This is a genomic window from Bradyrhizobium sp. OAE829, from assembly GCF_040546575.1.
Lineage (GTDB): Bacteria > Pseudomonadota > Alphaproteobacteria > Rhizobiales > Xanthobacteraceae > Bradyrhizobium.
This window is the reverse complement of record NZ_JBEPOE010000001.1, coordinates 5,254,653-5,276,177: the sequence shown is the minus strand read 5'-3', so window position 1 is coordinate 5,276,177 and position 21,525 is coordinate 5,254,653. Positions and strand designations below refer to the sequence as shown.

Genomic DNA, 21,525 nt, shown 5'->3' with positions numbered 1-21,525 from the left:
GCGCGCCCCGGAATGACAGCTGGGTTAAAACTCCGCCGCGATCTTCGACAGCATATCGAGCAGCGCGACGCGATTGGCCGGCCCCAGCACTTCGTTGAGGCGGGCTTCGTGCTTGGTGGCAACGAGCTTCTTGGCGCGCGCCAGCACCGCCCGTCCCTTGTCGGTCAGCATCAGGATGTGGGAACGGCGGTCGTTGGTCGAACGCATCCGCGTGCAGAGATCGCGGCTTTCCAGCGCGTCGAGCATCGCGACGAAATTCGGCCGGAGGATGCCGAGCGTATTGGCGATCTCGGTCTGGTTGCGGCCGGGATTCTTGTCGAGCAGCAGCAGCACCGAAAACTGCGCGGGCGTCAGCTGCAGCGGCGCGACGCAGCGCAGGAAGTCCTCGAACACCCTCAGCTGTGCGCGCTTCAGCGAATAGCCGAGCAGGTCGGACAATTCGCCCATTTGCAGAGCGACGTTTTCCGCAGCGCCGTCGACAGGATCCTTGCCGCCTGCGCGGGAAGGCTTGACGGCGTCAGTGGCCGCCTTGGAAACTGTCATCGCAGGGGGCTCGCAATCCCGATAAAAAGGTCCGCCAGTGGTCCGGGCCTTGAGGTTATGTTTGATAATTGTTATAGACTATATCAAATGTCGGCTTCTTTCAACTGCCGATATCGGACCGCCGGCTAGCCCTAAAGGGTCGAGATCGGCGCGACGCCTGAGGGGGAGCGCCAAGTCTTGAATACGACGATCATGCTGTTCCTGCTGCAGGACGGCATCACCAATGGCGCGATCTATGCGTTGCTCGGGCTTGCGCTGGTGCTGGTGTTTGCCGTCACGCGCGTGATCCTGATCCCGCAGGGTGAATTCGTGACCTTCGGCGCGCTGAGCTACGCCATGCTGGCGACCGGTCAGGTGCCGGGTACGGCGCGGCTGGCGGTCGCGATGGGCCTGGTCGCCTTCGGCCTTGATCTGTATGCGGCGCGGCGGTCGCTCCGCCTCAAGCTGTTGGCGCGCTCGGTGCTGCTCAACATCGTGCTGCCGGTGGCGATCCTGGCGCTGACCTACGCCCTGGCCGGTCCCAAAACCCCGATTGCAATCAATATCGCATTGTCGCTGCTGATCGTCGCGGCGATCGGGCTGTTTCTCTATCGCATCGCCTTTCAGCCGCTCGCGCACACCTCGGTGCTGGTGCTGTTGATCGCCTCGGTCGGCTGCCACCTCGCGCTGCAGGGTCTTGGCCTCGTGTTCTTCGGCGCCGAAGGCCTGCGCGGACCTGCGCTGTCGAATGCCGCGTTCACGGTGGGACCGCTGCGGTTCACCGGCCAGAGCATCGCCGTCTACGGCCTGACCATCGCCTTCATCATCGCGCTGTGGCTGTTCTTTGGCTTCACGCTGATGGGCAAGGCGCTGCGCGCCACCGCCGTCAATCGCCTCGGCGCCCGCCTCGTCGGCATAAGGACCACGCTGTCGGGACAGATCGCCTTCCTGCTGGCCTCCGTGATCGGCGCGATTTCGGGCATTCTGATCGTGCCGATCACGACGCTCTACTACGACACCGGCTTCCTGATCGGCCTGAAAGGCTTTATTGCCGCCATCATCGGCGGGCTGGTGAGTTACCCGCTGACGGCGGTCGCGGCCCTGGTGGTCGGCAGCGTCGAGGCCTTCTCCTCGTTCTACGCCAGTAACTTCAAGGAGGTCATCGTCTTCACGCTGATCCTTCCCGTGCTGGTGCTGCGTTCGCTCGCAGCCCCCGCGGTCGAGGAAGAGAAGGACTGACGGCGATGACGCAGCGGCTTCCCCTCATCATCTTCGCGATCGTCATGGCGGTGATCCCGTTCCTTCCGGGCATACCACCGTTCTGGATCGTGCTCCTGGACAATATCGGCCTCGCCGCACTGGTCGCGATGGGCCTCGTGCTGCTGACCGGCGTCGGCGGCCTCACCTCGTTCGGCCAGGCCGCGTTTTGCGGCTTCGGCGCCTACACCACGGCGGTGCTGACCACCGCCTATGGCGTGTCGCCATGGCTGACGCTGCCGCTCTCGCTGCTGGTCAGCGGCATCGCGGCGGTCCTGCTCGGCATCGTCACTGTGCGGCTGTCCGGTCACTATCTGCCGCTCGGCACCATCGCCTGGGGCATCGGGCTGTTTTACCTGTTCAGCAAGCTCGAATTCCTCGGCCGCAACGACGGCATTTCCGGCATTCCGCCGCTGAGCATCGGCGGCTTCCGGATGCTCGATCCCGGCACGATCTATTTCGCAATCTGGATCGCCGTGCTGCTCTCGGCGTTGCTGACCATGAACCTGCTGGATTCCCGCACCGGCCGCGCCATCCGCGCGCTGCGGCGCGGGCATATCGCCGGTGAAGCGTTCGGCGTGCAGACGCCGCGCGCCAAGCTTCTGGTGTTCATCTATGCGGCGGTGCTGGCCGGGCTTTCCGGCTGGCTCTATGCGCACTTCCAGCGCGCCGCCAACCCGACGCCGTTCGGAGCCCAGGCCGGCATCGAATATCTGTTCATCGCCGTCGTCGGTGGCGCCGGCTATGTCTGGGGCGCGGTGCTCGGCGCCGGCATCGTGGTGATCCTCAAGGAGATCCTGCAGAGCTATCTGCCGTATATTTTCGGCGGCCAGAGCCAGCTCGAGACCATCGTATTCGGCATCCTGCTGGTGGTTCTGCTGCAGCTGGCGCCCACCGGCGTGTGGCCCTGGCTGATGTCGAGGCTGCCGTTCAAGCCGGCCCGCAAGATCCCTGACACCTCCCTCGAGCTGCCCGCGCGGGTGCGGGCGCCGTCGACACCTTCGGTGCTGCTGCATATCGACAAGGCGCGCAAGCAATTCGGCGGCGTCATCGCCGTCAACGATGTCTCCTTCGACGTCGGGGCGCGCGAGATCGTCGCCCTGATCGGCCCCAACGGCGCCGGCAAGAGCACGACCTTCAACCTGATCACGGGGGTTTTGACGTCGACCAGCGGCGCGATCTCGGTGCTCGGCACCAAGGTCGACAACGCGCCGCCACAGGAAGTCGTCAAGCTCGGCGTCAGCAGAACCTTCCAGCACGTCAAGCTGGTGCCCGACATGACCGTGCTCGAGAACGTCGCGATCGGCGCGCATCTGCGCGGCCATGCCGGCGCGATATCAAGCATGTTCCGGCTCGACCGGGCGGATGAAGCCCGATTGCTGGCGGAAGCCGCGCGCCAGATCGAGCGCGTCGGCCTCGGCGACCAGATCGACCAGCTGGCGGGAAGCCTGTCGCTCGGCCAGCAGCGCATCGTCGAAATCGCCCGCGCGCTGTGCGTCGATCCGCTGCTGCTGCTGCTCGACGAGCCCGCCGCCGGCCTGCGCCACATGGAGAAACAGCGGCTCGCCGCATTGCTGCGTCAATTGCGCGACGGCGGCATGTCGGTGCTTCTGGTCGAGCACGACATGGGTTTTGTGATGGATCTGGCCGACCGGATCGTGGTGCTCGACTTCGGCACCAAGATCGCCGAGGGCACGCCGGCTGATATCAAGACCAACCCCGACGTGATCAAGGCCTATCTCGGAGCCACCACATGACCGCGCTGTTGAAGGTGAGCGATGCGCATGTCGCCTATGGCAAGGTCGAGGCGGTGCGCTCGGTGTCGCTCGAAGTCGCCGACAACGAGATCGTCACCATCATCGGCGCCAATGGGGCCGGCAAGACCACGCTGCTGAACGCGATCATGGGCATCCTGCCGCTCACGGGATCTGCGGCTTTCGCCGGCGCGGACATGGCTTCCCTCGACATCGAGGACCGCGTCGCTGTCGGACTCAGTCTCGTGCCCGAGCACCGCGAACTGTTCGGCACCATGAACGTCGAGGACAATCTGCTGCTCGGCGCGTTCCGGATTCCGAAGGCGATTGCTGCCAGATCGTTCGAGCGGGTCTACACGCTGTTTCCGCGGCTGAAGGAGCGACGCAAGCAGCTGGCCGGCACGCTCTCCGGCGGCGAGCAGCAGATGCTGGCGATGGGGCGCGCGTTGATGGGCGCGCCGAAGCTGCTGATGCTGGACGAGCCGAGCCTTGGCCTCGCCCCGATCATCGTCGCCGACATCTTCCGCACCATCGGCGAACTCCGCGCCGCCGGAGTCTCGGTGCTGCTGGTCGAACAGAACGCGCAAGCCGCATTGAAGATCGCCGACCGCGCCTACGTGATGGAGCTCGGCGAGTTCGTCCTGAGCGGCCCGGCCAGCGAGATCGCCACCAACGCGCGCGTCGCCGCGAGCTATCTCGGTTTTACGCACGAGGGCGAGAGCGCGATTTAGGCAGTAGGGTGGGCAAAGGCGCTCTTGCGCCGTGCCCACCATTCTTCGTGGAGATAGTGGTGGGCACGCTTCGCTTTGCCCACCCTACGATTCCCCTCACTTCGCCGGAACGTACTTCCCGTTGTTCACCGTCAGGATGATGCGCGAGCGGTCATCCAGGCCGTAGCGGTCTTTTTCGGTGAAGTTGTAGACGCCCTGGCTGGCGGCGATGTCGCGTTCGGTCAGCAAGGCCTGACGGATGCCTTCGCGGAATTCCGGCGTGCCGGGCTTGCCGGCCTTCAGTGCCGGCGGAATGACGCGCTTGAGGACTTCAAAGGCGTCGTAGGAATGGCCGGCGAACTGGCTGCGGCTGTTGGCGCCGTACTTGGCTTCATAGGCGGTGTTGAGCGCGAGGCCCGGCTTCTTGGTCAGTGCGCTGTCGGGCTGGGTTTCCGGCGACATCACCGGACCGGAAGACATGATCACGCCTTCCGCCGCCGCACCCGCAATACGGATGAAGTCCATGCTGGCGGCGCCGTGGGTCTGATAGATCAGGCCCTTGTAGCCACGCTCACGCAGCGCGGCCTGCGGCAAGGCGGCGGCGGTGCCGGAGCCGCCGACGAGGACCGCGTCGGGATTGGCGGCGAGCAGCTTCAGCACCTGGCCGGTGACCGACGTATCGGTACGGGCATAACGCTCTTCAGTCGCCAGGGCTATGCCCATCGGAACGGCCTGGGCCTTGAAATCATTGAACCAGAGGTCGCCGTAGGAATCCGAGTAACCGATGTAACCGACGGTCTTGATGCCGTGGGCCTTCATGTGCTCGTACAGCACCTTGCCCATGATCGGGATCGGCTGCGGCATCGCGACCGACCATTTCATGCGCGCCTCGTTGATCGGCAGCGGCGCCAGCGCGAAATGAGGAATGCCGGCTTCGTTGGCGACGGTGGAGACGGCGATCGTCGGCGGCGTGGTCGACGAACCCATGATGATGTCGGCCTTGGATTCGGTGACGAAGCGCCGCGCGTTGGTGGTGGCGGCGGTCGGATCGCCGCCGTCGTCGAGCACGATCAGTTTCAGCGGCACGCCGCCGATTTCCTTCGGCACGAATTCCAGCGCATTGCGCTCGGGAATGCCAAGGGCCGCGGCCGGGCCGGTGGTGACGATGGTGATGCCGATGACGATTTCATTGGCTTGCGCCAACGCGGGCACGGCCGGCAGCGCCAGCGACGCCGCAATCACGGCAGCGGACAGATAAAACTTCTTCATTCATTCCTCCCTTGGATATTGTTCTAATTTTAGATCAAAAATTGGTAGCCAATTCAGCCCCTTCTTTAGGTCATGCAACACGCCGAGTCAGCTAACAAGTCAGCCATATACGCCTCAGCCCCGCGAAAACCGCTCGATGATCTCCGGCGGCATCGGAGCCGATTTCAGCCGCGCGGGATCGTCCGGATGCTTGCCGACCAGCACGCGGGTCTCGAACGCCTCGATCGCCAGCGCCTCACCCTTGAACACGTTGTGGACCACCTCGAAGCTGGAGCGCTTGAAGCTCTCGATCCGGCTTTCGATTCTGATCCAGTCGCCATGGGTCGAGGGGATGTGGAATTTCGCCCGCGTATCGACCATGGGAATGCCGACGAGGCCGTATTTGTGGATGATGTCCTGCTTCGAAAAACCGGCCGCCTCGAACATGATCGAGGTCGAATCGTCGAACATCGCGAAATAGCGCGGGTAGTAGACGATGTTGGCGGGGTCGCAATCGCCCCACTGGATCTGCACGTCGCGCTTGTTAACGAACATTGTTGTTCTACCTCAACGTCGCCGCAACGAAAGTTTTCTTCCCTTCTCCCCTTGTGGGAGAAGGTGGCCCATAGGCGGCCGCTCATTCGATCCACCCTCTCCCACAAGGGGAGAGGGGAAGTAGCCAAGCGCAGTCCTGCCGACCATACTTAGCGCGGGGCCATGCGGAGCGCGGCATCGAGCCGCACCACTTCGCCGTTCAGATAGGGGTTGTCGATCATGTGCAGCGCCAGCGAGGCAAATTCATCGGCCTGCCCGAGCCGGCGCGGGAACGGGATCGCGGCGGCGAGCGAGTCCTGCGCCTCCTGCGGCAAATTGGCCAGCAGCGGCGTGAGGAACAGGCCGGGCGCGATGGTCAGCACGCGAATGCCGAACTGCGCCAGCTCGCGCGCGATCGGCAGCGTCATCGCGACAATGCCGCCCTTGGAAGCCGAGTAGGCAGATTGCCCGATCTGGCCGTCATAGGCCGCGACCGAGGCGGTCGAGATCACGACGCCGCGCTCGCCTGACTCAAGCGGCTCCAGCTTCGACATGCCTGCTGTCGCAAGCCGCAGCATGTTGAACGAGCCGATCAGATTGACCCTGATCACGCGGTCGAAATCGGTGAGCGCCATCGGGCCTTCCTTGCCGATCACGCGCTTGGCAACGCCGATGCCGGCGCAATTGACCAGCACGCGCGCCGGGCCGTGCGCCTCGGCGGCGGCGGCGACCGCCGCTTCGGCCGAGACGGCGTCCGAGACGTCGCAGACCACGGCAACGCCGCCGATTTCGGCGGCGACGGCTTCAGCGAGCTTGGCGTTGAGGTCGCACACCGCGACCTTGGCGCCCTGCGCGGCAAGCCGGCGCGCGGTGGCGGCGCCCAATCCGGATGCACCACCGGTGACGATGGCGGCCTGATCTTTCAACTGCATTGTGTTTCTCCCTGGTAGAATCTTCTCGAAGTTGAATTCCCTGAATTCATTTCAGCGCGATGACCTGCGCCGGCGGCGCCGGTGAATAGATCTGCTCGATCAGCCCACTGCGATGCTCGATCACCGCACGCTGGTTGATGGAACCCTTGTCGGTGACTTCGCCGCGATCGATCGACAGCGCCGCATCGAACAGCACCGCGCGCGTGATCCGGTTCGACGAGCCCGTGGCATCGGCCAGCAGCTTCTGGAACCGCTCGCGGAATGCCGCGCGGATCAGCGGATCGGCCGCCGCCGCCGCGAGATCGTTCGCCGGAAGCTTTGGGTTGACGAGACGGCAGCCGTCGAGATCGAGCATCACCAGCGCCGACAATTCATCGCGGTTGATGCCGGCGATCACGACGTCGCGCACCAAAGGCGCGCAGGCCGCGACGAAGCGCGCCCTCAAGGGGCCGACACTGACCCAGGTGCCGCTGGCAAGCTTGAAGTCCTCGGCGATGCGGCCATCGAAGTCGAAGCCGGCGTCGATATTATCGGGATCGACCGGCTTGAGCGCATCGCCGAACTTGTAGAAACCTTCCTCGTCGAATGCCGCCGCGGTCAGCTCGGGCTGACGCCAGTACCCCGGCGTGACGTTCGGCCCCTTGGCGCGGACCTCCAGCTTGCCGTTGTTGGGCAGCAATTTTGCGTCGTTGCCTAGCACGGGAAGGCCGACATGGCCGGAGCGGCTGGTGTCGGGACGTACCGACATGAAGAACGGCGAAGTTTCCGTGGCTCCGAGGCCGGTCAGCATCGGCACCCGGAAACCGGTCTCCTGCACCGCGAGCTCGTCGAGGCTGTTCCAGACGAACGGCGACAGCGCCGCGCCGGAGAAGAACATCGCGTGCAGCCGTCCGAAGAACTTTGCGCGCAGCGCTGAATCTTCGCGCAGATAAGGCAGCAGCGATTCATAGCCCTTGGGGACGTTGAAATAGACCGTCGGCGAAATCTCCCGGAGATTGCGCACCGTCTCCTCGATGCCGCCGGGCATCGGCTTGCCCTCGTCGAGATACATCGAGCCACCGTTGAACAGCGTCAGCCCGATATTGTGGTTGCCGCCGAAGGTGTGATTCCACGGCAGCCAGTCGATGATCACAGGCGGCTCGTCCATCAGGAACGCCAGCGTTTCGCGCAGCATCACCTGGTTGGCGCAGATCATGCGCTGGGTGTTGATGACGGCCTTGGGATTGCCGGTCGAGCCCGACGTCAGCAAGAACTTTGCAATTGTGTCCGGGCCGATGGCCTCGTGGGCCGCGTCGAGCCGCCAATGCTCCGGCGTCGCCAGGAGATCCGACAGCAGCGTCACGTCGCGGCCGGGCACCTCGCCGCGTGTTGCTGCGATCTCTGTTCCCTGCGAAACGTTGGTGGCAAGCGCATCGGCGAATTTCGTGGCGTCGTCGGCGAAGACGAGGCCGGGTGTCAACAGCTTCATCAGGAAGGCGAGCTTGCCGTAGTCGCGCGACACCAGCGAATAGGCCGGCGACACCGGGCAGAAGGGAATGCCGGCATAGAGCGCGCCGAACGCCAGCAGCGCATGGTCGACCGAATTGCCTGACAGGATCACGATCGGCTTTTCCGCCGAGAGCCCGCGCGCCAGCAGCGCCGAGGCGATGCGCCGCGTCGAGGTCAGGAGTTGCGCGTAGGTGATTTTTCGCCAGCCGCCCGTCGTCGCGTCGCGTTCCGCCATGAAGACGCGCTCGGGCGCCTCAACGGCCCAATGATGCAGGCGATCGGTGATGCGCACGGGATAGTCGCGCAGTTTGAGCTTCGGCCGCAGATAAATGGTGCCGTCATCGCGGCGCTCGACCGTGACGTCGGGATTGCCGAACGAGATGGCGCGCAGCGGATGGGCGCTGCCGGTGCGCGCGGCGCTTTCACTCGGGGACATGTTGGGCTTCGCGCTCATGTCAGGTCGGTTTCACTTTGGCGGTCTTGCGATCGAGAAACTCGCGGATACGGCGTTTTGCCTCTTTGTCGCTCTGCGCTACGGTGGCCATCAGCGACTCCATCAGGAGACCGGCCTGTGGATTGGCTTCCGCGATCATCGGCAGCGCCTGCAGCACCGCAAAATTGGTCAGCGGGGCGTTGGCCGCGACGCGCTCGGCCAGTTCCAGCGCCTTGGGCAGCGCGCCGCCGGCCTCGGTAAGATATTGCGAGAAGCCGTAGGCGGCGCCTTCGGTCGCAGAATAGACCCGCCCGGTCAGCATCATGTCGGTCATCCGCGCCACCCCGATCAGCCGCGGCAGCCGCACCGAGCCGCCGCCGCCAACGAAGATGCCGCGCTGGCCCTCGGGCAACGCGAAATAGGCTGACGGTTCGGCGACGCGGATGTGCGCGGCGCAGGCCAGCTCCAGCCCGCCACCAATCACCGCGCCCTTGAGCGCCGCGATCACAGGCACCGGGCTGTACTGAATGCGGTCGAACACCCGATGCCACATCTGCGAGTGCCGCAGGCCCTCGGTGGCGTCGTGCTCGGTCAGTTCAGACAGATCGAGGCCGGAGGAGAAATGGTCGCCGATGCCATGGATGACCACGGCGCCGGTCCCTTCGGGCAGATTGGCGAAGCAATCCTGGATCGCAAGGATGATGCCGTCGTTCAGCGCATTGCGCTTGGCGGGGCGATTGAGACCCACGGTCAGCACCGCGCCTGATTTCTCGATGGTGAGCAATCCGGCCTGGTCAGCGGTTGCGGAAGCGGCGTTTCCCATGGATTATTGTTTCCCGTCCAGAATAGTTATATTTTATAACTATTGGCGCGGGAGTCAATCCTCTAGCTTTTGTCGTCCCGGCGAACGTGCGGCCCCACATTCCGCTGTCATCCCCGCGCAGGCGGGGATCCAGTACGCCGCGGCCTATCGGTTCAATCATGAGTGTCTCTGGAATACTGGGTCGCCCGGTCAAGCCGGGCGATGACACCTGAATGTGCGTTCGCATTCTCGCGACGCATTGCGCCCGAGCTTTGCCAGAAATTTCCTCGCCCTCCAATGAGAGGGCGCAGGGAAGACCGGGTGCGCGCTGCACCCGCGGTCCCGTGTGCGGTTTGCACTAAGTAGGCTGCACACGAGCATACAGGGCAGCGGAGAACACCCGGCCTTCCCTGCGCAATGGCTTTACGGCTTATGCCGTGATCTCCCCGGAGACGAGTTCTTGGTTGACTCCGTCGCTGCCGTTCAGCTCTCGCCTACCCGACAGCTTGACACCTGCAACGGGTGCCAGGACCACACGGTTTTGCCGTACGCTCATCCACGCCATCGTCGAGGCGTAAACAAACGTCCACCGCAACCCCGTCCAACGTCCGTGACGACGGCCGACGCCCTTCTGACCAGGACGGGATGGCGATAGATGCGCACTGATTTGGGTCGGTCGACAACAGAAATACTTTTGATTTACGGAAATTTTCTACTTGACACGATTTCCGTAAATCAGAACTGAGTTGCCCGTCGGGTTGTTTTGTCGCACGCAAGTATCGAAATTGGTCTTGCATGCCAAGCGACGCCGTTTCGGGGTTTCGTAGGATGGGTTGAGCGAGACCGTAGCCCGGATGAGCAACGCGACATCCGGGTCTTGTTTCGCAATGCTCCGGATGTCGCTCCGCTCATCCGGGCTACGGTTGCTCATCGGAACAATCCCGGGCAAATTACGATGCCGCAGCACGTGAACGCCGCCCTCTCCGAGCGACACACAATAAAAAGCGGATGAACCATTCTGGTATTCCCACATAGCGCGCCGTTTCGACCATGCCCTGATCGTCGCGTTCTTGGGAGTTTACATCGGAAAAATAGTCGCTGTTGCTGCCATACCATTCCACGGTGCTCGCAATCTCCTGCTGGAATGGCTCGCTGTTCGGCAATTTAGTGAGGAAATTCAACTCCCGCCTAAGGCAGATCGCCTCGATCCTGAAGCGCGCCGTCTCGACGTAGTCGATGCCCCATTTGTCCAGCCTTGCATGGGTTGCTTCGTGAACAATCGCGGATGCAATCCGTTCTAGCGTCGTTGTTTCCGAAAGCACAAAACGCTTATCAAGTACGCAAGCGTTCAACGACAGCTGGTAGTGGGCGAGCGCGCCGGGGATCAGATGGATACATATGCGATCGAGATTTTGGATGACGCGGCCATAGTGAAGTGAATCGTGGTCCTTTATCAATCGTAGCGCATCCTCGACGCGACGTAAGGCGGGCTGAGGTTTGCTTTCCGTACTCCCCACCCAGAGGCCATCAACCTTGTGGCCTGTGGATATCCAGAGGCCAAATCGGTCGGCCAGAGATGGCTTAGGGTGCGGCTTGCCTGCCAAGCCGACGCCGCGCAAACCCCGCAGCGCTTTCGTATGTTGCAAACGTCGCCCCTTCGTCACGGCCGGGTCCGTTTTCCGATGACGATCTATAAGAGAATCGCTCTTACGGGTTACTTAAAGGCTTGATTCAAATCACATCGATCGTCACGCGGCCCATCCCTCGGGACGCCGCTGACGCGGTTCCTCGGGATGAGGGGGGTATGAAAGCCCTCACAACACCTGATGCACGTCGATGACGACGCGGTCGGCGTGGCGGGCGGCGGAGCCGATGAAGAGGTTTTCCATCAGCCAGCGGTATTTTTCGTGGCCGGTCTCGAATTTCGGGACGGTGCGGAAGTAGATCAGCCTGGGATCGACCGGCTCGCCGCGCTTGAGTTTTTGCAGCAGATCGAGCGGGCCGAAACGCAGACCCTTGTTCTCGACATAGACGGTCGCACCATCGTCGGTCTCGAAGGCGTATTTGGCTTCGAGCTCGATCAGCTCGTTGGGGCGGATAATCTGAAAATCCGCGCCGAACGCGCAGATTTTTCCGCTGATGCCCTCGCCGCGCACCTCACCGCCGAGGATCGGGATGATCCGGCGCACGCCGTGACCGGTTTCGCCGGCTGACGTCACCTCGCCGATGCGGACGGTGAGCGTGAAGACATACTTTGTCTCGAGCTGAGGAGTCATGGAAGTCCTTTAGTGGAGCATGATCTTGATCGGAAAACCGGTACCCACTTTTCCGGATCATGCTCTACCCCATCATGCGTTGCGGCAGCCAGAGCGCCAGGATCGGGAATGCGATCAGGATCACGAGGCGGATCAGGTCGGTCACGACGAACGGGATCACGCCGCGGAAGATCGTGGTGAACGACACGTCCTTGACCACGCTCTTGATGACAAAGACATTCATGCCGACCGGCGGATGGATCAGGCCGAGCTCGACCGTCATCACGATGATGACGCCGAACCAGATGGGGTCGAAGCCGAGATGCATGATGACCGGGAAGATGATCGGCACCGTCAGGATGATCATGGCCATCGCGTCCATCAGGCAGCCCAGCACCAGATACATCACCATGATCAGCGCGAGGATGCCGTAGGGGCCGAGCCCGAGGCCGGTGAGCAGTTCGGTGACCTTTTGCGGAGTCTGCGTCACCGTGAGGAAATAGCCGAAGATCAAGGCGCCGATCAGCACGGTGAAGACCGCCGCGGCGGTGCGGGTCGCCTGCAGCAGCGAGTTCAGGATTTTTTCCTTGTTCAGCCGCCCGGTGAGCACGCCGATCAGGAACGCGCCGGTGGCGCCGACACCGCCGGCTTCCGTCGGGGTAAAGCGCGGCAGGAACGGCAAGCCGTAAAGTCCGCCGATCACGAAGACGAACAACAAGACCGGCGCCCAGATGTCTTTCAGTCCGGCAAAGCGTTCGCGCCAGGTGGTTTGCGGTCCCTTCGGCAGGAAATCGGGCCGGAACCAGCCGATCAGCGAGATCGTGATCATGTACATGGCCATCGCGAGCAGGCCGGGAATGATGCCGGCCATGAACAGTTTGCCGATGTCCTGCTCGGTGATGATGCCGTAGACCGCCAGCACCGTCGACGGCGGCAGCATCGCGCCCAGCGTGCCGCCGGCCGCGATCACGCCGGTGGCGAAGGATTGCGGATAGCCGAAGCGGCGCATTTCCGGATAGGCAACGGCGGAGAATGTCGCGGCCGTCGCCACCGACGAGCCGCAGATTGCGGCAAAGCCGCCGCAGGCCGCGACGGTGGCGATGCCGAGACCGCCGCGCAAATGGCCGACGAAGCCGTTGGCGGCGCGAAACAGTTCGCGGCTCATTCCGGAATTGCTGACGAAGGCGCCCATCAAGAGGAACATCGGAATGACGCCGAACGTATAGTCGGTCACCGTGCGCATCGAGGTCTGGCCGACCATCTTGAGCGCCGGGGAAAAGCCGACGAGATATCCAAAGCCGGTGACGCCGACGAGGCCCATCGCCATGCCGACCGGCACGCGCAGCAACATCAGCGCGAACAGCGCGACAAATCCGAGAATGGCGACGGCGTCGGTGCTCATGATGCCCTACTCCACCGTGGTTTCTTTGGCATCATGGATGTCTTCCGGATGGAAGATCAGGCGATAGGTGCGGATCGCGATCAGCAGCACCGCGGAGGCGTCGCCGGCCCACGCGATCGCGAAGAACGGCCAGGTCGGCATGCGCATGTCGAAGGTCAGGACGTTGTCGTTGTAGGTGCCCTGCACCTTGTCGAACAGCGTCCAGGTCTGCACCGCCACCACGAACAGCAGAACCAGGGTGGCGAAAACGTCGATCATCCGCTGGTATTTCGGACCGACATTGGCCCAGACCAGATCGACGGTGATGTGCCCGCCGCGATAGCTGGTCGCCGCGATGCCCCAGAAGATCAGGATGCCGAGCATCATGCGGCCGATGTCGAAGGAATCCGGGATCGAATAGTTGAAGATGTTACGCAGCAGCACGGCCAGGAAGATATTGGCGGCGACGATGCCGACAAATGCCGCCGCGATCCATTCGATCGTATCGATGAAACGATCCATCGAAGCGCGATTCATGTGGGGAGGTCCTGTGACTTCGAATTTAAGCGGTGTGGCTTGGGGCTGACTTACCTCTCCCGCTTGCGGGGGAGGTCGGCACGCGCAAGCGTGACGGGTGGGGGAAGCTCTCTCCACACGAACAGTGTGACTCGCGGCGGCACCCCCACCCCGACCCTCCCCCGCAAGAGCGGGAGAGGGGGCGCAGCGGAGTGCGTTACTGCGCCAAAGCGTTGTGCTTGGTCAGTTCGGCGCGGAGCTCGGTCATCGCCGCATCGGGGTCGCCGCCGGCTTTCTTGACGTTGTCAGCCCAGGTCTTGATCAGCGGCTCGGACGCCTTCTTCCACAGCGCGGTCTGCTCCGGCGACAGTTTGTAGACTTCATGGTCGGGCAGCGCCTTGATCTTTGCGACACCTGAGTTCTCGTAGATACCCCAGGGTTCGCCGACGCGGCCGGCGGCCTCGGTGTTGCAGTTGTTGTCGATCGCCTTCTTCTGGCGGTCGGACATCTGGTTGTACTTGTCCTTGTTCATCACGAAGGCGAAGGTCGTGACGTAGATCGGCGCCTCGATGTGATACTTCGTGACCTTGTCGATGCCGAACAGCAGCACCGATCCCCATGGGAAGGTGACGGCGTCGGCGACGCCGCGCTCGATGATGTCGCGGACCTCGGGCGCCGAGGACTGCACGTTGGTGCCGCCGAGCAGGGTGACGTAATTCGCCATGGTGGCGTGGGCGGGGCGGATCTTCATGCCCTTGATGTCGTCGGGCACCACGATCTTCTTGGTGCGCGAATGGAAGGTGGAGGGCGAGTGAATGAAGCCAAGGCAGAACTTGACGTCCTTCATCTCCTTCTCGGCATATTTGCGGTACCAGGCGTCGAGCGCCATCGAGCCGCCCTTGGCGTCCGACATCAGGAACGGCAATTCGCCGGCGCCGATGATCGGGAAGCGGCCGGGCTGATAACCCGGATTGATATAGGTGACGTCGGCGATGCCGTCGCGCGCCATGTCATAATGGTCGAACGCCTTGCCGAGCTGCTGGGCCGGGAACACCTTGTACTTGATGGTGCCGCCGGATTCCTTTTCGACCGCGGAGCCCCAGTCTTCCAGCGCCTTCTGCAGCGGGTGCGACGCCGGCACCCAATGCGACAATTTCAACTCGAAGTTTTTTTCCTGCGCCATCGCAGGCGTCACACTGGCGGCGAGCAGCAGCGCCAAAAACGCTTTTCTCATCGGCATTCTCTCCCTTTGCGCATGAAGGCGGGCTTGGCGCCCGGTCTCGTTAGTTAACATGTTATATAGTTGGCGAGGCTTTTCAAGCCGGACGTTTGGCGCGGCGCTTCCACGCGTCCGTCGACAGGACGGCCTTGCGGTGCAGCGCAACAAACGACAATGTTTCGCGCCAACGCCCTTTGCGAAAATTGTTATATGATATAATTATCATTGCAACACCTCGCGCAAGCGTCGGCGTGTCAATCTGTATCAGACCATGGGAGCAAGCAATTGCGGACTAAAGTCGCAATCATAGGCGCCGGGCCGGCTGGATTGTTGCTTGGGCAACTACTTCACCGCTACGGCATCGATAACGTCATTCTCGAGCGCCAGACCCCGGAATATGTGCTCGGCCGCATCCGCGCCGGCCTGCTGGAAGAGGGCACCGTGGCGCTGCTCGACGAGGTCGGCGCCGGGGCGCGCGCCCATCGCGAGGGCTTGGTGCACCATGGCGTGGAACTGGCTTTCGGCGGCGCGCGGCACCGCATCGACATGCATGCGGCGACCGGCAAGACGGTCATGATCTACGGCCAGACCGAGGTGACGCTCGACCTGATGAACGCGCGCAAGGCCGCCGGCCTCACCACGGTCTATCAGGCCAGTGAGGTCAAACCGCATGATTTCGACACCGATCATCCGCGTGTCACCTACACCAAGGATGGCGCCAGCCACGAGATCGCCTGCGACTTCATCGCCGGCTGCGATGGTTTCCACGGTGTCAGCCGCGCCAGCGTGAAACCCTCGGCGATCCAGACCTTCGAGCGGATCTATCCGTTCGGCTGGCTCGGGATTCTTTCGGAAACCCCGCCGGTCAGCCATGAGCTGATCTACTCCAACCACGCGCGCGGCTTTGCGCTGTGCACCATGCGCTCGACCCAGCGCAGCCGCTATTACGTGCAATGCCCGCTCGACGACCACATCGACCAATGGCCGGACGAGCGGTTCTGGGACGAACTGAAGCGCCGGCTCGACCAGAAGGCGGTCGATGAACTCGTCACCGGGCCGTCGATCGAGAAGAGCATCGCCCCCTTGCGCAGCTTTGTCGCCGAACCGATGCGGTTCGGAACAATGTTCCTGGCCGGCGACGCCTCCCACATCGTGCCGCCGACCGGCGCCAAGGGACTGAACCTGGCCGCCAGCGACGTGCATTACCTCTCGAGCGCGCTGCGCGAATATTACGACGAGAAATCCAGTGCCGGGATCGACAATTATTCGGCCAAGGCGCTGACGCGGGTCTGGAAGGCGGTGCGGTTCTCGTGGTGGATGACCTCGATGCTGCACAAATTCCCCGATCAGGGCGAGTTCGGCGCGCGGATTCAGCTGGCGGAACTGGAGTACCTGGTCAGTTCGAAAGCGGCGTCGGCGTCGCTGTCGGAGAATTACGTGGGGTTGCCGTTGTAGCTCACAACCGTCATTGCCTGCGACAAACGCGAAGCGTTTGCGCAAGGGAGCACTTGCGACGAAGCAATCCATCTCTCCCGGAGTTCGCAGTGGATTGCTTCGCTTCGCTCGCAATGACGAGATCAGGCGCAACGTCGGATACGAATTACCAGCGTGATGGCTCCGGCGATTTCAAACACCCATGCGAATCCCGTTTAAAACTTTGTAGGCAGTGACTTTGCAGGCGCGTTGCGTTCAATGACGAGAAACATCGTCAGCACGTGGGCCACACATGACAGTCAGCGAAATCCCCGATGGTTTTGAGCTTCACACCCGCAAGAGCCCGCTCACCGAGCCATGGGAGCCGCTCTATGCCAGGCGGACCGACAAGGCCGTCATCATCGGGCTGCGACTTGCGAAACCGCACACCAACGGCCGCGGCCTCATTCATGGCGGACTGATCGCGGCCCTCTCCGACAACGCGATGGGCTATAGCTGCGCGCAGGCGACGAACTGGACGACGTCATTCGTGACGATCGGGCTCGCGGTTGACTTCATCGGCACCGCGGAGGTCGGGCAATGGCTCGCGATCGAGACCGAGGTGATCAAGACCGGCCGCACGATCTGCTTTGCACAGAGCCTGATCAAGGCCGACGACGTCGTGATCGCGCGCGCCAATGCGACGTTCCGTGTGGTGCCGAGAAAGGCGCCCGTCGCAACAGAACAGGCGTGACGCGGACGGTCAGCCGAAATGCCAATCCGCAGTCTCGGTCACCAGATCGATGAAGGTGCGCACTTTCGCCGACAGCAGCCGCGAGGTCGGATAGACGATGTGGATCGGCAGCGCCGGCTGCTCGAATTCCGCCAGCACTATACGGAGCCTTCCCGCTTTCAGTGAATCGGCGGCCTGATAGGCCAGCACCCGGGTCAGGCCGCCGCCCGCTTCCGCATACTGGATCGCGGCGTCGGCGCTGTTGGAGGTAAAGCGCGGCGTGCTGGAGACGCGGATCTCACGGCCGTCGGCGTCAAAGCGCCAGTCCGGTGCAGCGGTCATGGCGCCGAAATGGATGGTATCGTGGGTCGCGATCGCCTCCGGCGTTTTGGGCTCGCCGCGCCGCTTGAGATACTCCTTCGAGGCCACCACGATCCGCCGCATCTCGCCGACATGGCGCGCGACCAGCGTCGAGTCCGGCAAATGGCCGATCCGCACCGCCAGATCGACGCCCTCTTCCACCAGATTGATCATGCGGTCCGATAGCCTGAGATCCGCCGAGACGTCGGGATAGCGGTTCAGATAGGCCGTCATCACAGGGCTGACGTGCAGCCGCCCAAAACCGTTCGGGGCGGATACCGACAGCCGGCCGCCCGGCCTGGTGCGCTCGCCCTCGGCGGCGCTTTCGGCCTCCTCGACATCGCTGAGGATCTGGCGGGCACGCTCCAGGTAACGGGCGCCGGTGTCCGTGAGCGTCAGGGATCGCGTGGTCCGCTGCAGCAGCCGGGCGCCGAGACGGTCCTCCAGCGCCGCGATCAGCCGCGTCACGCCTGATGGCGACAGCCCGAGCTTGCGCGCGGCGGGAGCAAAGCCCTGCAAATCGGCGACGGTGACAAAGGCCTGCATGGCATCGATACGGTCCATGCCATTATTTCATATATTGCAATAGTGTCGTGTCAACCGGGATGATTGTTTTAATTCCTGGTGAGAGCATCTTATGACCAGCAGAGGCGCACCGGCGCCGCCGAACTTGGCAGGAGCAACTCCAATGTCAGACGTTCACACCTATTCCAGCGATGTCGCCTTCACCCCGGCGGTGAAGGCGGTGCAGGCCCGCAAGGGATCGCGCGACGCCTATGCCCGCGTCGAAGAGAACGGCGGCTGGCGCACCGAGATCGATGAAAACCTCGCGGGCTTCCTGGGCGAAACCAACAGTTTCTATTTCGCCACCGCCTCGGCCGCCGGCCACCCCTACATCCAGCACCGCGGCGGCCCGAAGGGGTTTGTCAAAATCATCGACAAGAACACGATCGCGTTCGCCGATTACAGCGGCAACCGGCAATACATCACGCAAGGCAATCTCTCGGAGAACCCGCAGGCGCATATTTTCGTGATGGACTATGCACATCGGAGGCGCGTCAAGATCTGGGGCGAGGCGCGCGTCGTCGATGACGACCCGGCGCTGACGCAGGCGTTGATGCCGAAGGGATACAAGGCGCGGCCTGAACAGGTCATCCTGTTCCGGATCTCGGCGTGGGACACCAATTGCCCGCAGCACATCCCGCAAAAGTTCGACGCGGGCGACGTTGCGGCGGCCTTGGCCTCTCGCGACGCCCGCATCTCCGAGCTTGAAGCAGAACTGGCCGCCCTGAAGGGCCAGCCTGCATCGGCGACCTGAGCTGTGCAGTGATCAATCGATCATGCCGCTTGGCCGCAAGGCGCGGTAGTATCAGGCTGAAGCAGCACCGACCTGGAAACCGGAAGCCTTCGCACCCGCTGGACGACCAGGCGAACATTCAGGGGAGACGCCATTGCCTGGAACCGTCGCTTCCCGAGCCGCGGCATTGCTGATGCTTTGGTGGATCCCAGGTGCGCTGATGGCTGATGCCTGGGCCGCACCGCTGGAGCGCGTAGAGTTTGAAAGCGCCTCTCAGCGGCTCGTTTCAGGCACGCTCATTCTGGGCGAGCGCATCCAGGGCGATCTGGCCAGGCCGGATGGCGCAGGGCCTTTTCCGGCGGTCGTCGGACTGCACGGCTGTGCCGGGATGCACGACACGACAAAGCAAAAACTGACCGATGAACTTGTCGCCCGGGGCTATGTCGTCCTGCTCGTCGACAGCTATGCAACGCGTCTCGGGACCGATCACGCCTGCACATCAAGCGCGTTTGCCACCTTCGTCAGGCGCAGACCGGATGCTTACGGGGCGCTCGTCTTCCTGGCCGGGCAAAGCTTCGTCGATCCGAGCCGTGTGGCTGCGGTCGGCTTCTCGGCAGGCGCTCGGGTCGCCCTCTCTGTGGCGGAGCCCAATTCGTTCGAACTGTTCGGCCCTCCAACCAATCTCCGGTTCCGGGCGGCGGCTGCGTTCTATCCTCCGTGTCAGCAAGCCATGGCGCGGCCGGGGATACCCACGCTCATTTTCACCGGGGCCCTGGACGATTGGACGCCGGCGGCAGACTGTTCCGATAAAATTGCGAGTTGGGGCAATGAGGGGCCGCCGGTCGAGCTAATTGTCTATCCCGGCGCGTACCATGGATTCTATTACGCGCACCTGAAACCCGGCACGACCCTGTTTGGTCACTGGCTGGAATACAACAGTGAGGCAGCGGACAATGCAAGTCAGCGCCTGCACCAGTTTCTCGATCGCCATCTCAACTGAGGGGATGCCGATCGCTGTGAGTCCACGTCACGGCAAGTTGGATCAAAATGAAAACTCGCCCGTGTCGTCCACGGGCGAGTTCTCAAACGTCATCCGATCAATAATAGCTGCGGCAAACGTTGATCACGCCGTAGGAGGTCACCCGCCAGCAGCCGTAACCATGGGCGTGGTGGTAGTGGCCGTGATGATGGTGGCCGTGGTGGTGATGGCCATGGTGGTGGTGGCCGTGATGGTGGTGGCCGTGGTGATGATGGCCATGGTGATGGCCGCCATGCCCGTGGCCGTGGCCGTGCCCACCGGCAAACGCCGCGCTATTGACAGACAGCGAGGCAGTGCTCAGAGCGAGAACTGCAATCGCCGAAACAATGAGCTTCCTGATCTTGGTCATAGTCATTCTCCCGATTTGTGCAGCGCGAGTATCGCCTGCCATGATCGGGAACGTAGACGCCCTCAACTCCATGCGATGTGACGGAGGTCACTCAGGCCGCTGGAGCGTGCCGGTTCCTGCCCGGCACGCCGGAGATGCGTGAAAAGACCTGCTTACGCAGCCTCCTGCTGCAGCGGCGCCCACCTGAACTCGGGATAATATCGCAGCATCATCCGGTCGACATAGGCGGTCAGGTTGCCGAACTTCTCGGTCTGCTGCCGCAGCGGCGATTCGAAGTACGGCGTCAGGATGCCGGCAATCGCACCGAAGGCGGTGGCATCGGTGCCGCAAGGCGTGTCGCCGAACAGATAGGGCTTGTCGCCGAGCTGAACCGACAGCGCAAACAGCGAACGGACCGCAAGGTCGACATCCTCTTCCGGGGCATGGCGGCCGAGACCGCTCAGCAGATAGTTCTCCGCCACCCGGAACTGCGCGTCCTCGCGCAGCTTCTCACGCAGGTGCTCCGGCGCGCCGTCGAAGAAGTGCGCCGGTCCCTTGGCGAAATTCTCGGTATCGACCCAGCGCGCGCCGACCAGCGCCCAATAGACATGGTGCTCGATCATCCGCTCGAACGCCCAGGCCTGCGCCCGCGCCTGCAGCGACAGCGGCGCGTCGAAATCGAAGCCGTATTTGCCCTCGATATGGGCGCGGATGAAGGTGGAATCGGCGATGCTCTCGGCCTCGTCGACGATGTATGGCAGCTGCCCTTTGGGCGATGCCGGCGGCATCGCCTTCTCCTTGCGATACGCAAGTCCAGCCATCTTCAGCTGGACCTCGGTCTTGGTCACAAAGGGGCTGATTTCCGGCAAGCCAAAGCCCGCGCCAAAGCCATAGAGCGTGATCATCCGAAAAACTCCTGATTTCTTAAGAACGTGGGAAAAGCCTAGCGACGCCCTGCTGCCACCGTGGTGTCAGCAGCAGCAATGCCGGCCGCGACCTTCCTCTTCTCGCGGCGCACGGCGCCCACGGGCCCACGACGGCAACTGCCCTTGCGCAAAGGCGAACATTGCTGTGAATGAACGCCATGCCAGCTCGACCATCGCCCAGCGCAGATCTGACGTGACGCAGTGGATGGAAACCAGCTGTTCCAGGGCGAAGACCTCGCTATTCGCAAGACGCCGGCGGCTTCCCAGGGGGCCAAATTCGCTGAAAATCGTCATGGACAAATTCCCTTCAGTTGAGGTGTTGTCCCGATATACCGACCCCCTGCTGCCAACATGCTGTCAGCATCGGCCAGGCGGACC

General features: G+C 62.9%; 22 protein-coding genes. 8 read left to right on the top strand and 14 right to left on the bottom strand.

Translation table 11 applies throughout. From position 1 onward, the window contains the following. Nucleotides 1-24: 24 nt before the first annotated feature. Nucleotides 25-543, bottom strand: coding sequence for a MarR family winged helix-turn-helix transcriptional regulator (locus tag ABIE49_RS25340; RefSeq protein WP_192737106.1), 519 nt, complete (start codon nucleotides 541-543; stop codon nucleotides 25-27). Between the two features lie 177 nt (nucleotides 544-720). On the opposite strand from ABIE49_RS25340, the gene ABIE49_RS25335 reads away from it, so the two are divergent. From ABIE49_RS25335 to ABIE49_RS25325, 3 genes are read left to right on the top strand one after another with little or no spacing between them, the layout of a single operon-like run. Continuing rightward, the gene (locus ABIE49_RS25335; protein WP_192737105.1) at nucleotides 721-1,761 is read left to right on the top strand and encodes a branched-chain amino acid ABC transporter permease; all 1,041 of its coding nucleotides are present in this window, start codon (nucleotides 721-723) and stop codon (nucleotides 1,759-1,761) included. Nucleotides 1,762-1,766: 5 nt separating this feature from the next. After that, nucleotides 1,767-3,536, top strand: coding sequence for a branched-chain amino acid ABC transporter ATP-binding protein/permease (locus tag ABIE49_RS25330; RefSeq protein ID WP_192737104.1), 1,770 nt, complete (start codon nucleotides 1,767-1,769; stop codon nucleotides 3,534-3,536). Then, complete coding sequence (locus ABIE49_RS25325) at nucleotides 3,533-4,264, top strand: ABC transporter ATP-binding protein (RefSeq protein WP_192737103.1); 732 nt, start codon at nucleotides 3,533-3,535, stop codon at nucleotides 4,262-4,264. Before ABIE49_RS25330 ends, ABIE49_RS25325 begins: the two co-directional genes overlap by 4 nt. A gap of 96 nt (nucleotides 4,265-4,360) precedes the next feature. Here ABIE49_RS25325 and ABIE49_RS25320 read toward each other — a convergent pair whose 3' ends face one another. The 10 genes from ABIE49_RS25320 to ABIE49_RS25275 form a co-directional block, all read right to left on the bottom strand. Further along, nucleotides 4,361-5,512: an ABC transporter substrate-binding protein gene (locus ABIE49_RS25320; protein ID WP_192737102.1), complete on the bottom strand. Its 1,152-nt coding sequence runs from the start codon at nucleotides 5,510-5,512 to the stop codon at nucleotides 4,361-4,363. Between the two features lie 114 nt (nucleotides 5,513-5,626). Then, nucleotides 5,627-6,046 (bottom strand): acyl-CoA thioesterase, encoded by a 420-nt coding sequence (locus tag ABIE49_RS25315; protein ID WP_192737101.1) that lies wholly within the window; start codon nucleotides 6,044-6,046, stop codon nucleotides 5,627-5,629. A 149-nt stretch (nucleotides 6,047-6,195) separates the two neighbouring features. Next, complete coding sequence (locus ABIE49_RS25310; RefSeq protein ID WP_192737100.1) at nucleotides 6,196-6,957, bottom strand: SDR family NAD(P)-dependent oxidoreductase; 762 nt, start codon at nucleotides 6,955-6,957, stop codon at nucleotides 6,196-6,198. Between the two features lie 46 nt (nucleotides 6,958-7,003). Beyond that, the gene (locus tag ABIE49_RS25305) at nucleotides 7,004-8,881 is read right to left on the bottom strand and encodes a feruloyl-CoA synthase (RefSeq protein WP_502915923.1); all 1,878 of its coding nucleotides are present in this window, start codon (nucleotides 8,879-8,881) and stop codon (nucleotides 7,004-7,006) included. A 19-nt stretch (nucleotides 8,882-8,900) separates the two neighbouring features. Continuing rightward, complete coding sequence (locus tag ABIE49_RS25300) at nucleotides 8,901-9,701, bottom strand: crotonase/enoyl-CoA hydratase family protein (RefSeq protein WP_192737098.1); 801 nt, start codon at nucleotides 9,699-9,701, stop codon at nucleotides 8,901-8,903. A gap of 929 nt (nucleotides 9,702-10,630) precedes the next feature. Then, nucleotides 10,631-11,344, bottom strand: a complete 714-nt coding sequence (locus ABIE49_RS25295) for a hypothetical protein (RefSeq protein WP_210337332.1) — start codon at nucleotides 11,342-11,344, stop codon at nucleotides 10,631-10,633. A 150-nt stretch (nucleotides 11,345-11,494) separates the two neighbouring features. After that, the gene (locus ABIE49_RS25290; RefSeq protein ID WP_192737096.1) at nucleotides 11,495-11,956 is read right to left on the bottom strand and encodes a DUF3237 domain-containing protein; all 462 of its coding nucleotides are present in this window, start codon (nucleotides 11,954-11,956) and stop codon (nucleotides 11,495-11,497) included. Nucleotides 11,957-12,020: 64 nt separating this feature from the next. Further along, the gene (locus ABIE49_RS25285) at nucleotides 12,021-13,337 is read right to left on the bottom strand and encodes a TRAP transporter large permease (RefSeq protein ID WP_192737095.1); all 1,317 of its coding nucleotides are present in this window, start codon (nucleotides 13,335-13,337) and stop codon (nucleotides 12,021-12,023) included. A gap of 6 nt (nucleotides 13,338-13,343) precedes the next feature. Next, nucleotides 13,344-13,853 carry a TRAP transporter small permease gene (locus tag ABIE49_RS25280; protein WP_192737094.1) on the bottom strand — a complete coding sequence of 170 codons (510 nt, stop codon included), beginning with the start codon at nucleotides 13,851-13,853 and terminating at the stop codon, nucleotides 13,344-13,346. A 196-nt stretch (nucleotides 13,854-14,049) separates the two neighbouring features. Continuing rightward, nucleotides 14,050-15,066: a TRAP transporter substrate-binding protein gene (locus ABIE49_RS25275; protein ID WP_192737093.1), complete on the bottom strand. Its 1,017-nt coding sequence runs from the start codon at nucleotides 15,064-15,066 to the stop codon at nucleotides 14,050-14,052. Between the two features lie 270 nt (nucleotides 15,067-15,336). On the opposite strand from ABIE49_RS25275, the gene pobA reads away from it, so the two are divergent. Together pobA and ABIE49_RS25265 are read left to right on the top strand one after the other, a co-directional pair. After that, complete coding sequence (gene pobA / locus ABIE49_RS25270) at nucleotides 15,337-16,506, top strand: 4-hydroxybenzoate 3-monooxygenase (RefSeq protein WP_192737092.1); 1,170 nt, start codon at nucleotides 15,337-15,339, stop codon at nucleotides 16,504-16,506. 271 nt (nucleotides 16,507-16,777) lie between these two features. Next, a complete protein-coding gene (locus ABIE49_RS25265; protein ID WP_192737091.1) occupies nucleotides 16,778-17,218 on the top strand; it encodes a PaaI family thioesterase in 441 nt (146 codons plus the stop codon). 9 nt (nucleotides 17,219-17,227) lie between these two features. On the opposite strand, the gene ABIE49_RS25260 is transcribed toward ABIE49_RS25265, so the two are convergent. Then, on the bottom strand, nucleotides 17,228-18,121 hold the full coding sequence (locus tag ABIE49_RS25260; RefSeq protein WP_192737090.1) for a LysR family transcriptional regulator: 894 nt from the start codon (nucleotides 18,119-18,121) through the stop codon (nucleotides 17,228-17,230). 124 nt (nucleotides 18,122-18,245) lie between these two features. Here ABIE49_RS25260 and ABIE49_RS25255 point away from each other — a divergent pair, with 124 nt between their 5' ends. From ABIE49_RS25255 to ABIE49_RS25245, 3 genes are all read left to right on the top strand, one after another. Then, nucleotides 18,246-18,875 carry a pyridoxamine 5'-phosphate oxidase family protein gene (locus ABIE49_RS25255; RefSeq protein ID WP_192737089.1) on the top strand — a complete coding sequence of 210 codons (630 nt, stop codon included), beginning with the start codon at nucleotides 18,246-18,248 and terminating at the stop codon, nucleotides 18,873-18,875. A gap of 133 nt (nucleotides 18,876-19,008) precedes the next feature. Next, nucleotides 19,009-19,854 (top strand): dienelactone hydrolase family protein, encoded by an 846-nt coding sequence (locus tag ABIE49_RS25250; RefSeq protein ID WP_192737088.1) that lies wholly within the window; start codon nucleotides 19,009-19,011, stop codon nucleotides 19,852-19,854. After that, nucleotides 19,808-20,323: a hypothetical protein gene (locus ABIE49_RS25245; RefSeq protein WP_192737087.1), complete on the top strand. Its 516-nt coding sequence runs from the start codon at nucleotides 19,808-19,810 to the stop codon at nucleotides 20,321-20,323. Before ABIE49_RS25250 ends, ABIE49_RS25245 begins: the two co-directional genes overlap by 47 nt. 71 nt (nucleotides 20,324-20,394) lie before the next feature. On the opposite strand, the gene ABIE49_RS25240 is transcribed toward ABIE49_RS25245, so the two are convergent. Together ABIE49_RS25240 and ABIE49_RS25235 are read right to left on the bottom strand one after the other, a co-directional pair. Next, nucleotides 20,395-21,126 carry a glutathione S-transferase family protein gene (locus ABIE49_RS25240; protein WP_192737086.1) on the bottom strand — a complete coding sequence of 244 codons (732 nt, stop codon included), beginning with the start codon at nucleotides 21,124-21,126 and terminating at the stop codon, nucleotides 20,395-20,397. 66 nt (nucleotides 21,127-21,192) lie between these two features. Continuing rightward, on the bottom strand, nucleotides 21,193-21,441 hold the full coding sequence (locus tag ABIE49_RS25235) for a hypothetical protein (protein WP_192737085.1): 249 nt from the start codon (nucleotides 21,439-21,441) through the stop codon (nucleotides 21,193-21,195). Between the last annotated feature and the right edge of the window lie 84 nt (nucleotides 21,442-21,525).

What these genes read in the sequence shown, in the direction of transcription:
- ABIE49_RS25340 (WP_192737106.1), bottom strand. Translation starts at nt 543, where the DNA reads ATGACAGTTTCCAAGGCGGCCACTGACGCCGTCAAGCCTTCCCGCGCA.
- ABIE49_RS25330 (WP_192737104.1), top strand. Translation starts at nt 1,767, where the DNA reads ATGACGCAGCGGCTTCCCCTCATCATCTTCGCGATCGTCATGGCGGTG.
- ABIE49_RS25325 (WP_192737103.1), top strand. Translation starts at nt 3,533, where the DNA reads ATGACCGCGCTGTTGAAGGTGAGCGATGCGCATGTCGCCTATGGCAAG.
- ABIE49_RS25320 (WP_192737102.1), bottom strand. Translation starts at nt 5,512, where the DNA reads ATGAAGAAGTTTTATCTGTCCGCTGCCGTGATTGCGGCGTCGCTGGCG.
- ABIE49_RS25315 (WP_192737101.1), bottom strand. Translation starts at nt 6,046, where the DNA reads ATGTTCGTTAACAAGCGCGACGTGCAGATCCAGTGGGGCGATTGCGAC.
- ABIE49_RS25310 (WP_192737100.1), bottom strand. Translation starts at nt 6,957, where the DNA reads ATGCAGTTGAAAGATCAGGCCGCCATCGTCACCGGTGGTGCATCCGGA.
- ABIE49_RS25305 (WP_502915923.1), bottom strand. Translation starts at nt 8,881, where the DNA reads ATGTCCCCGAGTGAAAGCGCCGCGCGCACCGGCAGCGCCCATCCGCTG.
- ABIE49_RS25300 (WP_192737098.1), bottom strand. Translation starts at nt 9,701, where the DNA reads ATGGGAAACGCCGCTTCCGCAACCGCTGACCAGGCCGGATTGCTCACC.
- ABIE49_RS25290 (WP_192737096.1), bottom strand. Translation starts at nt 11,956, where the DNA reads ATGACTCCTCAGCTCGAGACAAAGTATGTCTTCACGCTCACCGTCCGC.
- ABIE49_RS25285 (WP_192737095.1), bottom strand. Translation starts at nt 13,337, where the DNA reads ATGAGCACCGACGCCGTCGCCATTCTCGGATTTGTCGCGCTGTTCGCG.
- ABIE49_RS25280 (WP_192737094.1), bottom strand. Translation starts at nt 13,853, where the DNA reads ATGAATCGCGCTTCGATGGATCGTTTCATCGATACGATCGAATGGATC.
- ABIE49_RS25275 (WP_192737093.1), bottom strand. Translation starts at nt 15,066, where the DNA reads ATGAGAAAAGCGTTTTTGGCGCTGCTGCTCGCCGCCAGTGTGACGCCT.
- ABIE49_RS25265 (WP_192737091.1), top strand. Translation starts at nt 16,778, where the DNA reads ATGACAGTCAGCGAAATCCCCGATGGTTTTGAGCTTCACACCCGCAAG.
- ABIE49_RS25260 (WP_192737090.1), bottom strand. Translation starts at nt 18,121, where the DNA reads ATGGACCGTATCGATGCCATGCAGGCCTTTGTCACCGTCGCCGATTTG.
- ABIE49_RS25255 (WP_192737089.1), top strand. Translation starts at nt 18,246, where the DNA reads ATGTCAGACGTTCACACCTATTCCAGCGATGTCGCCTTCACCCCGGCG.
- ABIE49_RS25245 (WP_192737087.1), top strand. Translation starts at nt 19,808, where the DNA reads ATGCAAGTCAGCGCCTGCACCAGTTTCTCGATCGCCATCTCAACTGAG.
- ABIE49_RS25240 (WP_192737086.1), bottom strand. Translation starts at nt 21,126, where the DNA reads ATGATCACGCTCTATGGCTTTGGCGCGGGCTTTGGCTTGCCGGAAATC.
- ABIE49_RS25235 (WP_192737085.1), bottom strand. Translation starts at nt 21,441, where the DNA reads ATGACGATTTTCAGCGAATTTGGCCCCCTGGGAAGCCGCCGGCGTCTT.